Below are 12,732 nucleotides of genomic sequence, written 5' to 3' on the forward strand. Positions count from 1 at the left end.
GATCTTGTTTGACTGTTAAGGGGTAACAGAATGGGACTGGGAATATCGGCTTTTATCAAGCCCGGACGCGCAATCCGCGATCGGGAAATTGCTCATCTACAGCAGGATCGCTCGCCGCCCTCGGCGATGAAACAGGGCAAGGCCCCGCCCACGCAAACCGCGTCCGGGTCATTACACACGCAGGCCGCTACGCCCGCGCCCGCCGGGTTGAAACAGGGAACCGAGACGGCGCAAACGTCGCAAAAAGGGATGTTTAGCCGCTTTATAGGGCGGCATCGCGGTCGGCAAGAAGTTACGCCCACGGCGATTCCCGTCACTGAAAATGCTTCACGGGCCAGCAGCCCAAGCCTTTATAGCCAACCCAGCGCCAGCTCCGCGAGCGTTTATAGCCAGCCTGATATTTCCGACCTGAACGCGATCCCCAGCAATGAAGTGGGGACGCCAGGCAGCCAGTTTGCCGAGCTGGCGCCGGAGATTGAGCCGGAAAAAAACATGCTGCTGGAAACCCGGCTCTCGCTCGATAAAAAGGGGCGTCTGGAGATTGATACCCCGTCGACGTCCGCGCCGCTGCAGGCCTTGATGGAAAAAACCATCGGCCACGATCGCCTGCGTTACCAAAACCACCTCGCCAGCGATGACGGCCATCAGCATGTGTTGCTGGATAAAGAAGGGCGGCTGATGACGCTGCGCAGCCAGCCCGGCGCTTTTATTGCTATCAGCCACAGCCAGCAGAAGGTGGAATGGCAGGAAGTGCAGCAGCCCCACCGGGGATTTATGCGTCGCCAAAGCCTGGAGCCTGCAGGGCAGCATCTCTCCTGGCATGACCGCCAGACCGTCGATATTGGCGGCGAAAAAGTGCGCCTGCCGGAAACCGGCGTGCGTGACCGTCTGACGGACAGCGTGACCGACGGCGACGGCACGCGCTACCGGCTGCATGACAAAAAACTCTACAGCTTTGACAGCGCCGCCAACGCCTGGCAATCGCTCTCCGGCGAAGACGATAAGCTTTCTTCCCTGTCGCGCCAGAGCGACGGCATGCTGTGGCGAGTGAACGATGACAAACAGCTCGGCAGCGCCGTCGGCGAGACTATCAAGGTCAATTTCGAGAACAAAATCGATCACTACGCGATAGGTCCGAAGCGCGACGCTTTGGTGCTGATGAGTGACGATGAGAAGAAGCCGCAGGTTGCCTGGGTCGCCAATCTGGCGGCGGCCGACCCTCAGGCCAAAACGCTGGCGCTGCCTGAGAACATGACGCTGAAAAAAACGGCGCTGCATGGCCCGCTGCTGTTCGCGTTGGACAATAACGGTCGCCTGCATTGCGGCGATAAACCTAACGAGCAGAGCACGGCGTTAAGTTTTGGTGAAGCAAGGCATAAACCGCTGCTGGATAACATTACGCAATACGTCACCGCGACCGTCGGCGATGAGGCGCGAGTCGAAGATATGCTGGCCGATGAAACCGACCGCCTGCACCTGATCGTCAAGGATAAATACGACCAGAAACACGCCATTACCTTCCACTGGCACGGCGGTGACCTGAAGCCGCAAAGCAGCTGGAACCTCACCGACAGCATGGTGCTGGACTACCAGAAAGGCCTGCCGCAGGTCACGCCAGCCGCCCACGACGTGGTGGATCTCGGGCGGCTCGGCAAGCTGGCTCTGCACGACGGCAAGGTGCATTACTTCAATGAAACCACCGGGCTGTGGGCCGCCTCGGACGAAAAGGCCGATAAGCTTCAGTGCGGCCTGGACGGCCAGCCGTGGCTGATGAAAGACGGCGAGCTAAAGCGCCTCAAGGTGAACCTGAGCAGCAACAAAGTTGACCACGGCAGCAACGTTTTTGCCTTGCCGCAGGTGACCAAAAGCGTCAGCGCCGATCTGGCGACCGCCGGGCTGGACAAAGCCGGGAAGGCGCAGGCGTTTACGGTGATCGATAGCCGCCGCTATCTGGCGGTGAACGAAAAAGGGGATATCGGTTTCCACCACATCGACACCACGACCCGCCGTAATCAGAACGCTACCCAGACCTTGAGCCAGGCGGCACTTCGGGGGCAGATCGAGAAGCTGGTGCCCGGCAGCGCGGGGAAAGAAGAGGCGTCCAAAATCAGCGATCTTGCCCTCGGGGAAGACAAACAGCTTTGGCTGCTAAGCAAAGAAGGCGGGCTGTTCAGCCTGCCGGAAAAAAACTGGAACAGCGGCAAAGCCGACGAGCTGGCAAAGGCCGTTTTACCCGCCAACGAAGACGGTAGCCAGCCCGAACTCAGCACGCTGCAAACCTCTGCCAAAGGGCAAGTTAGCGCGCTGGACAAGCAGGGCAATACGTTTCTCTTCAAGGCCGGAGCCTGGGAAAAAGGCGAGCCGGCCACCGCGCCGGTGGAAGAGCCGAACGTGGCGCGCCAGAACTACGAGCGGCTGACCAAAGCGTCAAAAGACTGGCGTTTACCGGGCACCGGCATCACCTTCAAGCGCGAGGTTAACTTCCTCGGCCAGACCGGGCAGGACGGCAAACAGGTTCGCACCTCGTTCCGCACTCGCCTGAGCACCTTTGCTTTCCGCCCGTCGCTTGAGTGGCCGCGGCCGGTAAAAACCGCCGCCTACTCTATTCAGCATCGCTACGCCGGGCGTGAAGGGCTGAAGGACGTTTACCAGCAGCAGGGAGACCTGACCCAGCGGCTGAAGGCGCTTGCGCAGCAGCCGGCAAGGATCGCCCCGCGCCCTGGCCTAAGCCAGAGGCTCGAGATCATGGGCGGTGAAGCGGGGCGCCAGTGGCAGCCGCAGGAAAAGGCGCTGCTGGAAGAGATGAGCAGCTTTGCGCGCCAGCTTTCCGACAGCAGCACTCATTATTGTGAGCAGATCGGCCAGCATTATGGCATGCGCGATGAGCGTCGGCAGGCATCTACGCCTTCGCGCTTTGGCCTGAACCATAGCCACAGCGGCACGCTGAACCCGTCGAGCAGCCGGCAGGATAACCTCACCGGGCAGCTTAACGAGCTGCTTCGGCGCTATCCCGCCGATAAAAGCAACCACGCAGGGGCGATTATTGCCGGGCTGGAGGCGCGGCAAATCACGCTTAACCACCAGAAGGAACAGGTCCCGATGGGGCGCCAGCGCGATATCCACGATGACATCGGGCTGGTGAAATCCAGGGTGATGCTGGACGTGCTGACGCTGAAATCTCTGCATGATTCTGTCGATGAGCTGCAGCAGGCGTCGCTGCTAAGCGAGCCAGAACGTTCGGCCAAAATGACGGAGATTGCCGCCAGCGTGGCCCGCCTGCGGGACAGCGACTGGGGCGGGAACGTGATTAAAACCGTCACCACCCAGGGCTTCGGCAACCATAAAGCGCTCGAGGCCAACTACGACGCTATCAAGGCGATGACCAAAGCGTTCAGCAAGGAAAACCACGGCGTCAACATCAACACCAAAACCGTGATGCAGGCTGAAAGCCAGCGCGAAATGCAGGGCAAAATGGTGTCGACCGTGCTGTCGCTGGAAAGCGGCGAAAACCTCGCCTTTAGCCGCACCTATGGGGCTTCGGCGACCGCGACGGTGGCGCCGGGCACTCAGGTTGTGGCGGGCGTGGGCGGCAAAGTGGGGGCCGACCGTGGCTACACGATGAGCTTTTCCCGTGGTGATACGGGGATCAACGTCAGCTTCGGGCGAACAGGTGCCGTGTCGGCCACCGGTATCGTCGGCGTGGGCTACAACGTGCTGACCGACTACAACAAAACCCATAAAACGTACCTCGACGGTGACCACAAGCATCCGCTGTCGCAGGGCGTGCGTCTTGGCGGCGGCGTCACGCTGGGAGGACAGCTTCAGTCCCAGCACGGCGTCTCGTTTGAACTGGCAGAGCACGAGATCCCCGGCTTTATCGAGCAGCTGAGCAGCGGCACGCTGGATCCGCTGGAGTTCTTGAACCGTGGCGCAAACCATAGCGTGAAAAGCGGGGCGACCCAGAGCTTCAGCGTGGACATTAACGCCGCGGCGCTGGCGAGCGTGGGCTTCCCGTTTACCGACAGCCACGAGAAAGACTTCCCCACCAGCGCACGTCTGGGCGGCGGCGTGTATGCCAACACCAACCTGCTGGCAGGCAGTCGCGAGCGCACGGAGTCCCGCAATGCTGAAGGGCAGGGCGTCAGCCACAGCGACCATCGTTTAAGGGCGTTTAACCAGATGAACGCCGGGGCCAACATTGCGATTCCGGTCAGCACCACGATTCAGCCGAAGCACAAAGATCCCTTCTCGGTCGGCGTTGGCGTCGGGGCCAGCGTGCAGCTGTCGATCAACAACCGGACGACGCACAGCCTCACCGTTGACTTAAAAAATGCCCAGCCGGTGGAGGGTGTTCACCTGGAAAAGCTGATGACCACGCTGGGCAAACAGTTTACCGACAGCGCTTCCACGCAGCTGCTGGCCAGGCTGAAAGAGGAGCCAAAAGAAGGCGAGCTGCCGGTTTCCGTTGCCGATAAGCTGAGCCAGCTGGACGCCCATTTCACCCGCTGGTATCCGCCGGTTGATAACGCAAAGGCGCGCCGTCCGCTGCTGGATACGCTGGCGCAGCTAACCAAACGCCAGCAGCAGGCGGACTCCCTTTCCGTGCAGACGACCCAGCCGGAGCCGGGCAATGCCGAGGTTGATGCGCTGATTGACGGGCTGCGCGGCGAATTCACCGATCTTGCCAGCCGCAAATTGCTAAGCGAGCTCACCCCTGCGCAAGATGCTCCGCGTCTGCCAATGTCGGCGGCTGAACGGCTGGGCAAACTGGAAAGCCACTTTGCACGCTTTATTCCGCCGTCGCGGCATCACGAGCTGACGGGCAACGGCCCGCAGGCAGCGCTGCAGTCGCTGCAGCAGACCGTGCGTCAGCAAAATGCCATGCTGAATCAGCAACAGCTGGTGAATAAGGCGGAGTACCAGTCCACCTACAAGAACCTTTCGCGCATCGACAGCAACGGCCTGTTCCACTTTGTGCGCCACTTTATGGAAGGGGAATTTTCACCGAGCAACGCCGACCGTATTACCCAGATGATGGGCGAAGACTATCGGCTGAAAGCGCTGCTGCGCGGGCTGCAGGATAACAGCAGCTCGCAGGCGGTGGTCTCCCTCGAACTGAAAACCAAACCGCGAGAAAAACTGGCCGACCAATGGGCAAACCACTCGGTCACTCAGGACTCGATCGTTGACCTGCTAAAAGACCGCGACAAGCTGCGCCTGAAATCCATCGCCTTTACCAAGACGCAGAGTAAATCCGACGGGTTCTCAACGCCGTCCTTTTTACTCGGCGGCTCTAACGGCGTGTCGCTGTCGATGAATGAAAACCTGGGCACGATCAACTTCAGCTACGGGGACGACGACAGCGCGCCGCTCAGCTACACGGTAGACGGCGGCGTGGCTCAGGCAGAAAAAGAGGTGAAGTCGGCGCTGAAAGACGCCGCCGATGCCGGCTTTATGGTGAAAGGAGGATAAGGGAATGACGATGCAACAACAGCTTCAACAGTGGCTTGATGCCTGGGGACGACAGCAGAAGATCTCGCTGCGCCTGGAGGAGGGCATCTGCCAGCTGACGAATGCCCAGCAGCAAGAGGCCGCGGTGATTGAACTGCCGCCGGAGAGCAGCTCGGTGGTGCTGCATTGCCGGGTCGGACAGCTAACCGGGCAGGACGCTGCGCTGCTGCCGAATCTGCTGGCGATGAACTTTGAAATGAACGCGATGCGCGGCTGCTGGCTGGCGCTTGACGGGGAAAATGCGATTCGTCTGTGCACCCAGTGCGAGATGTCTGCCCTGGACGCGGAGCAGTTTGCGCGCTGGTTAAGCGCCTTCATCGGCCAGAGCGGCGAGGTCAGAGAGTTTCTGACCGAACTGCCGTCTCTACTGGAGGCTGCTGCTGCGCGTTAATATTTGTGGCAAGGAAAAAGCCGGGAAATTTCCCGGCTTTATTATTGGTGGAGCGTTTCGTTGCTGGCAAACAGTTCCTCTTCACGCCGCGCGGGCTGCTGCTTTTGCAGCACCTTATAAATCCGCTGAACGTCATCGGCATAGCGGCTTCGAAGCTGTTGGCGTTTTTCCGACGGGCCGGTGTTGTACATGCCGACGGTATTCCACGAGCGGCCGTACTGGCGGAACAGCCCGTGCAAAACCCACGCGCCGGTGGCGATGCAGGTGCACGGGTCGTGCAGCAGGTTTTCACGCGTAACGCCCAACTGCTTAAGTCGCCCAAAATGCACGCTGTTCACCTGCATCATGCACACGTCTTCGGTGTGGTTCGAGTTGGCGGCGTTCACCGAAGAAAGGGTAAATTTCGACTCTTTCCAGGCGATGGCCTCCAGCAAGGCGGGGGAAATCCCGAAGGCGTGCCCGACGCGGGTAAAACACTCGGCCTGCGCCACGGCAGGAAGGCTAAGCAGCAAAAGGCCCCATCGCCACGATGTAGTCTGCATAGATGCGTCTCTTTTGATTTTCACTGGCAATGTGTGGCGAAAAGCGCGCCCAGGTTCCCATTTTTTGCCACATAAGGAACTCTTTAACTCCGCTTCTCACTCAGTTGAACATGCCGGACGCGGGCAAAACCGGGCGTCATTGCAAGGTTAGGCGGCGGCCGGTGATTGCTACTGGGTATCACTTAGGGGAGTGTGTTGTATGCAGATATCATCAGGACCGGGCGGGTTCTCACCTCTTTTGCCGGAAAACCATTTTCCAGGCCTGGACGGGGCGTCACCTGACTCACAAAACGGCGGGAGCAACATTACCGCCAAACTGCTGCTGAATAACGGCGGGAACACGCTGGCGATTCCGCTGGCGCTGAACTTTGCCAACACGGGTGCGGCCGATAAGCCGTCGGCGATCAACTTTGGCGCTTCGCCAACGGGCAATAACAGCCCGGCCAGCAGCCCGGCTAACGCTTCGCAAAGCGACGGCAGCGGTTCCGCCGACGGCATGATGCAGGAGCTTCAGCAGATGCTGCAGCAGTTCCTGAAAGAGTTGATGCAGCTCTTCCACATGAATAGCGGGCAAAATAAGGGCGACGACGACTCCTCTTCACCGACGAGCGGTATTGGTTCCGGCTCAGGCTCAGGTTCTGGCATGGGCAGCAGCGGTAGCGATGGAGCCGGAGATGCCGGCCGCCCGCTGAACAACCTCGCAGCAGCACCTTCTGGCGGGCCATCTGGTGCGTCCGGGCCGTCTGCGGATAGCCTGCCTCCGGGTGATACCAGCCTGAAAACCAGCGATCCTACGCTGCAAAAAATCGTCTCCCAGTTTGGCGGAGAATATGAAAAAGCCTCCGCTGAAACCGGCGTCCCGGCCAAGCTGCTGGCCGCGCTGACCATGCAGGAGTCGGGCGGGGATGTGAACGCGAAGTCGACCAACCCTGGCAACGGGCTAACCGACAGCGGCATGAACCAGATCAACCCGGACACCTACCGTGCGATGCAGAGCAAATATCCGGATAAGCTGGGCAGTGACATGAACTCGCCGGCCAACCAGATCATGTGTTCGGCGCTGATGCTTAAAGAAGGCAAAGAGAAATTTGGCAGCTATGATGCCGCCCTGCGCGCCTATAACTCCGGCGACGATCAGGTGAATCTGCACAACCTGTCCAGCGTCTCGTTGGGCGATCCGAATTACGTGAATGAAGTGAACAGCCACATGGCGAAATTCGCCTGATAGCGGGCGTTTATTTTTGCTCTCTTCTTTACAAAAATGCCTAATTTAGCGGCCGTTTCTTCGATAAGAGGTGGCTGCTTTTTTAGTTACAAAGCAGTTTATTTCTTTGACAGGCCAAATTGGCGTGATTAATGGCAGCAAATACGACCAGGAATGTTCCCAATTAAACATAAATACTAAAAGTGAAATATATTTCAAAACGAAATAGGTATGTCTGATGGGGGTTCTTATTGTAAATAATCGTAAATATATATTATTGCTCTGGCCGATTGTGAGGAAATCCTGTCGGAGGATCCGTCTCACAATTTGCGTCTGTCAGAAAAAACTTCATTTTTTCCTCTGCCGGTGAGTAATAAACAATGTTTTTTCTGTTTTTAATAAATTTATAAATAAAAATCATTGAGTTAAATTTTATCTGATAACTTTTGATTCTTTTTAATACATTTGGATACACCTTGCAAAATCCACATTTTTTTTCAGCGTGGCTCACGGAATTAACCTCAGTAAGCATTGCCTCCCGATAATTATGTGACGCAAAAAATAGCCTGCCATCCAGACATCGGAACAGTTAATTCCGTATTCCAGCGTAGGGATATTCCTACAGGCCGCTAAAATTTTGCCTGATTGTGAATCTTCGACTCGGTGATAGGTTATCGCTGCTTCTCATAAACAAAACTCATTAATTCAGCGGGCTGCCCTGGTGACTCACGGCAGCAGGCAGCAATCATTTTATGGTTCACGTTTATGGTTCATAAGTGGGACTCATACGCCAGACCTTGAATAAGCCAGGCAGCGGGGGATTTATGAAAGAAAACAGTTCGAATCATTGGGAGATAAAGCATATACCTGTCGATATCGACTTGAATATGCCACGGTCGGCAGCGGCGTTGCCCCCTTCTGAAAACGTGCACGACGGGCTGGATATCTGGCTGCAAACGTTAGCCCCTCTAAAGGTTGATTTGGTGCTGGAAGGCGAAACGGGCACCGGGAAAGACACCTTTGCCCGCCGTATCTACGAACATTCCGGCTGTCGGGGCGCCTTTGTGCCGATTAACTGCGCGGCCATTCCCGAAACGCTGGCTGAAAGCGAACTGTTTGGCGTGACGGCCGGGGCCTACACCGGTGCCACCCATTCTCGTGCCGGGTACATTGAAAGCGCCAACAACGGCGTACTGTTTCTGGATGAAATTGACAGCATGTCGCTGAGCCTGCAGGCCAAGCTGCTCCGGGTGTTAGAAACCCGAACCGTTGGCCGGCTGGGCAGCACGCAGTCGATTTCGCTCAATCTGCGGGTGATCGTGGCCTCGCAGAAGCCTCTGGCCCAACTGATGGAGCAAAAGCTGTTTCGCCAGGATCTCTTCTTCCGCCTGACGACGATAAAAATTTCCCTCCCGGCGCTGCGGGAGCGAGTGGAATGCATTATTCCTCTGTTCCGCCGTTTTGCACAGGAGTCGGCGATTCGGCTGAACCGCGCGCTGCCGCCGATGCAGCAAAACCTGAGTGAAGCGCTGTTGATGCACCGCTGGCCGGGAAATATTCGTGAGCTGAAGGGCGCTGCCGAAAGGTTTGTGCTGGGGCTGCCGGCGCTGGGGCAGGTTGTGCACCCGGAGATGCGTTCCGTGCGGCTGCGTGAAAGGCTGCGGCGGATTGAATATAGCCTGATAGAAGACTGCCTTTCACGGCATGAAAATCGGGTGGTCAGCGCGGCAGATGAATTAGGTATCCCAAGAAGGACGCTTTATCAACGTATTAAGTCTCTGACAGAGAAGGAAAATTAATTTTTTTCGTTTTTTTGGAACTGCCGTTTACGCCGCGCCACTTAATCCGTGAATGACACAACATTTGCTGTTTAATTAACGAGGAGTAAACATCATGCCATCAGTCAATACCGGTAACAACGCAGGCGCAAGCGGCAGCCTGGCAGATAGCTTCCAGTCTCAGATGGACTCTATCGAAAACAAATCGATGCAGGATTCTCTGGACAAAGCTGAACGTGACCGTAAGAACGCCTATGTGTCCGGCTACCAGAACTCCGCCACCACCATGATCAGTTCTCTGGCGCAGAACAAAATTTCCTTCTAATGCTCATCAGGGATTCGCCGCAGCGTGAATCCCTGATCTTTTTTTCTGCTGGCGGAATCTCTCATATGCACATTCTTAATCCTGCGACAGGTATGCCTTTGCCAGAACCCGAGTCTCCGGGCGTTGCATCCAACCCGGCCACTCAGTCGTCCATCCCGTTCGGCAACAATGTCGCGAACCAAAGCGACGCCGCTTTCTTTTCTGCCGCGCTTGAGCAGCCTGAAGCCGTTTCTGCGATGGGCGGAATTGGCGGGAAACCTGCCGCGATGTTTGAAAAAGCTTCCGGCATGTTTAAGCAAATGGAGGGTGACCAGAAGCAGATGAATAACGTGCTGCGTAAGGCCGCGCGCTCCACCGATCCGCTGGTGCTCAACCAGGTGGACGACCAGCTCTCGAACTATTACCTGGAGAGCATGATGAACGCCAAAATCGTCTCGAAGAGCATTTCGGGGCTCGATAAACTGACCAACCTGCAGTAATCCACCATGCAACGACGCTGGCGAAAAATCCTGCAGCCCTGGCTGCTGGTCCTGCTGCTGGCAGGCTGCGACTCACAGGTCATCCTGAATACCGGCCTGACCGAAAACGATGCCAATGACATCATTTCCGAACTCTCTAAATACAAGATTGAAGCCGACAAGCAAATTGATAAAACCGGGGTGACCGTGCTGGTGGCCCAGGACAACATCGAACGTTCCGTTCGCATTCTCAACGCCAACGGTTTACCGCATAAGGCGCGGACTAACCTCGGCGAGGTTTTCCAGAAAAACGGCATTATTTCCAGCCCGCTGGAGGAACGCGCCCGCTATATCTATGCGCTTTCCCAGGAGCTGGAGTCCACGCTTTCGCAAATTGACGGCGTTGTGGTGGCGAGGGTGAACGTCGTGCTGCCTGAACGCGTCGCGCCCGGCGAGCCGGTCCAGCCCGCGTCGGCTTCGGTCTTCATTAAGTATACCCCGGACATGGACCCCGACAGCATTGAGCCGAGGATCCGCCGGCTGGTGGCGGCGAGTATTCCGGGGCTTTCGGGCAAAAACGACGGCGCGCTGTCCGTGGTGTTTGTGCCCGCAGCGGTCTATCACGACCGCGTCGAACTGGTGACCTTAGGGCCTTTCCAACTGACGCTTTCGCAATATGCCACGGTCAGAGCGCTGTTCTTCTCACTGATCGGCCTGCTGTTGCTGTTAGGCGGCATCTTTATGCTTGTGCCGAAATTAAAGGCGATGAAGCGTGGCAAAAATACGGCTACGACCGAACTGGCCGTTGTGCCTTCAGAGCGGCGGTAACGGGCGGTGATTCAGCGGGATAACGCGCTGGCGGCGGGCTGGCTTCGCTGGTGGCAGGCCGGGTTCTGGCAGCAGGCCGATGCCAGCTGGTTCGGGCTGCCCTGGTTCAGGCTGGACGAAGCGCGACGCCAGAGCCTGATGCGCCAATCGCCGCAGGCCTTGTCCGCCATGCTGGCGCTGGAAGATTGCCTGCCGGACAACCCCGATCCCCGGCTGCTCACGCTGGCTTCTTTTGAACCGTCTCAGCGCGAGATCCTCTTTGCGCTGGTGGCGGAAGTTTGCCAGCGGGGCAGCGGAGCAGGGCAGCTTGACGAGCCGCAGCGTATTTGGTGTGAGCGGCTTACGCGCGGCCTGCGTCCCGGCGTCTGGCTACCCTCAAGCCTCTGTTTCAGCGGCGAATACACTGTCGCGGTTCTCTGTCTGCTTCGCCCGCTTTTCACGCCTGCGGCCTGGCAGAGGCTACGATTCAGTTTTCCTCAGCCGGCCGTTGAGCTTTGCGAAGCGGAGTTTCCGAACGAGCCCACGCCGCCGCTAAACCGGCTGCAGGCGCTATGGGACGGCGCGCTCTGGCAGGTTCAGCAGCGGCAGGCGAGGGCATTGCACAATTCTTCACGGGAGCAATAAAGCATGTGGATTGGCCGTAAAGTTGCCTTAGAGGATGACGCGCAGCTCATCGAAGGCGTTCTGCTCCCGCAGTCTGTTTTGCTGGAGCAGCAGCAGGCGCGGAGCCTGGTGGCGCTGGCAACCCTGAGAAGCGAAGACTTACTGGTGGAAGCCCGGCAGCAGGCGGAGGGGATAATCGCTGAAGCTCAGCAAGAGGCCGGACGGCTCGTTATCGCCCGCGTTGAAGAAGCAGAACGTGACTTCTGGCAGCGGGCTGAAAACTTTTTTAGCGAATGGCAGGCTGAACGGGACACGCAAAGCGCCGGGGTTGTCAGCCAGGCTCAGACGCTGATCGGCGCGGCATTTGAGCAACTGTTTGGCGGCCTGAGCGAGCAGCAAAAGCTGACGGCGCTGCTGACTCAGCTTCAGGGCGCAAGCGCCCGCGCCACGGACGTGACCCTTTATCACCCCTCACAATATGAAGCGCCGCTGGCAGGCTGGCTGGCCTCGCATCCCCAGCCTGGCTGGGCACGCTGCGTGGACGATACGCTGGCGGCAGAAACTCTGCTGCTGCAAACCGCGCAGGGCGAATTCAGCATCAGTTGGGCTTCGCTTCAGCAGCATTTGCTGCGCCTCGCTAATTAAGCCGCCGCAAAGTTAATTTTCCCGCGGCGGGAACCTCCGCTGTTCTACCGCCACTTATCATGCGATTTCAACGCGAGGAGAAACGTATGAGCAATTCCTTTGATATTCAGCGCAATCTCGACAGCCAGCTGTCTCGTCTGCACCACTCGGTTGCCGAGCTGGCGCAGAGCACTCTCGGGCAGCCCGCGCCGAGCATGGGCGACATGGTGGAATTTAAAAACGCCCTGATGAAAGAAGCGGCGGCGACCTTTACCGACAGCCAACTGGGGTCGCTCAAGCATAGCCTGAGCAAGGAGATTATCGACTCTATCAACTAGTTATGCCGTCAACGGCTTATTTGTATCCGTAAGCCGTTGTTTAACGCAGTTTGTACCCAGGACGGCTACCGCTTTGTGCCGTCGATTACAGGAGAATGAGTCGTTGAATCAGCCCGCACGTTTACTTCGC

11 protein-coding genes are annotated in these 12,732 nt (G+C 57.7%); 10 read left to right on the forward strand and 1 reads right to left on the reverse strand.

The genetic code is table 11. The features are described 5' to 3' along the window. Window positions 1-30: 30 nt before the first annotated feature. Together ACE38U_RS16045 and ACE38U_RS16050 are read left to right on the forward strand one after the other, a co-directional pair. Complete coding sequence (locus ACE38U_RS16045; RefSeq protein ID WP_375530116.1) at window positions 31-5,472, forward strand: AvrE-family type 3 secretion system effector; 5,442 nt, start codon at window positions 31-33, stop codon at window positions 5,470-5,472. Between the two features lie 4 nt (window positions 5,473-5,476). After that, window positions 5,477-5,902, forward strand: coding sequence for a type III secretion system chaperone (locus ACE38U_RS16050; protein WP_038474346.1), 426 nt, complete (start codon window positions 5,477-5,479; stop codon window positions 5,900-5,902). A gap of 41 nt (window positions 5,903-5,943) precedes the next feature. On the opposite strand, the gene ACE38U_RS16055 is transcribed toward ACE38U_RS16050, so the two are convergent. After that, the gene (locus tag ACE38U_RS16055; protein WP_375530117.1) at window positions 5,944-6,444 is read right to left on the reverse strand and encodes a lytic transglycosylase domain-containing protein; all 501 of its coding nucleotides are present in this window, start codon (window positions 6,442-6,444) and stop codon (window positions 5,944-5,946) included. Window positions 6,445-6,643: 199 nt separating this feature from the next. Here ACE38U_RS16055 and ACE38U_RS16060 point away from each other — a divergent pair, with 199 nt between their 5' ends. From ACE38U_RS16060 to ACE38U_RS16095, 8 genes are all read left to right on the forward strand, one after another. After that, complete coding sequence (locus ACE38U_RS16060) at window positions 6,644-7,669, forward strand: lytic transglycosylase domain-containing protein (RefSeq protein WP_038474341.1); 1,026 nt, start codon at window positions 6,644-6,646, stop codon at window positions 7,667-7,669. Between the two features lie 803 nt (window positions 7,670-8,472). Further along, on the forward strand, window positions 8,473-9,447 hold the full coding sequence (locus ACE38U_RS16065) for a sigma 54-interacting transcriptional regulator (RefSeq protein ID WP_038474335.1): 975 nt from the start codon (window positions 8,473-8,475) through the stop codon (window positions 9,445-9,447). A gap of 94 nt (window positions 9,448-9,541) precedes the next feature. After that, window positions 9,542-9,751 carry a hypothetical protein gene (locus ACE38U_RS16070; RefSeq protein ID WP_016535500.1) on the forward strand — a complete coding sequence of 70 codons (210 nt, stop codon included), beginning with the start codon at window positions 9,542-9,544 and terminating at the stop codon, window positions 9,749-9,751. Between the two features lie 65 nt (window positions 9,752-9,816). Next, window positions 9,817-10,230, forward strand: coding sequence for an EscF/YscF/HrpA family type III secretion system needle major subunit (locus ACE38U_RS16075; RefSeq protein ID WP_375530118.1), 414 nt, complete (start codon window positions 9,817-9,819; stop codon window positions 10,228-10,230). Window positions 10,231-10,236: 6 nt separating this feature from the next. Beyond that, complete coding sequence (sctJ, locus tag ACE38U_RS16080) at window positions 10,237-11,037, forward strand: type III secretion system inner membrane ring lipoprotein SctJ (RefSeq protein WP_038474331.1); 801 nt, start codon at window positions 10,237-10,239, stop codon at window positions 11,035-11,037. Window positions 11,038-11,043: 6 nt separating this feature from the next. Then, on the forward strand, window positions 11,044-11,661 hold the full coding sequence (locus ACE38U_RS16085) for a type III secretion protein HrpD (protein WP_375530119.1): 618 nt from the start codon (window positions 11,044-11,046) through the stop codon (window positions 11,659-11,661). A 3-nt stretch (window positions 11,662-11,664) separates the two neighbouring features. Beyond that, window positions 11,665-12,285 carry a type III secretion system stator protein SctL gene (gene sctL / locus ACE38U_RS16090; protein WP_176983186.1) on the forward strand — a complete coding sequence of 207 codons (621 nt, stop codon included), beginning with the start codon at window positions 11,665-11,667 and terminating at the stop codon, window positions 12,283-12,285. A gap of 86 nt (window positions 12,286-12,371) precedes the next feature. Continuing rightward, window positions 12,372-12,602, forward strand: coding sequence for a hypothetical protein (locus tag ACE38U_RS16095; protein WP_008460979.1), 231 nt, complete (start codon window positions 12,372-12,374; stop codon window positions 12,600-12,602). Window positions 12,603-12,732: the final 130 nt, after the last annotated feature.

Origin of the sequence: Cedecea selenatireducens, assembly GCF_042138895.1 — a bacterium.
Taxonomy (GTDB): Bacteria; Pseudomonadota; Gammaproteobacteria; order Enterobacterales; family Enterobacteriaceae; genus Cedecea; species Cedecea selenatireducens.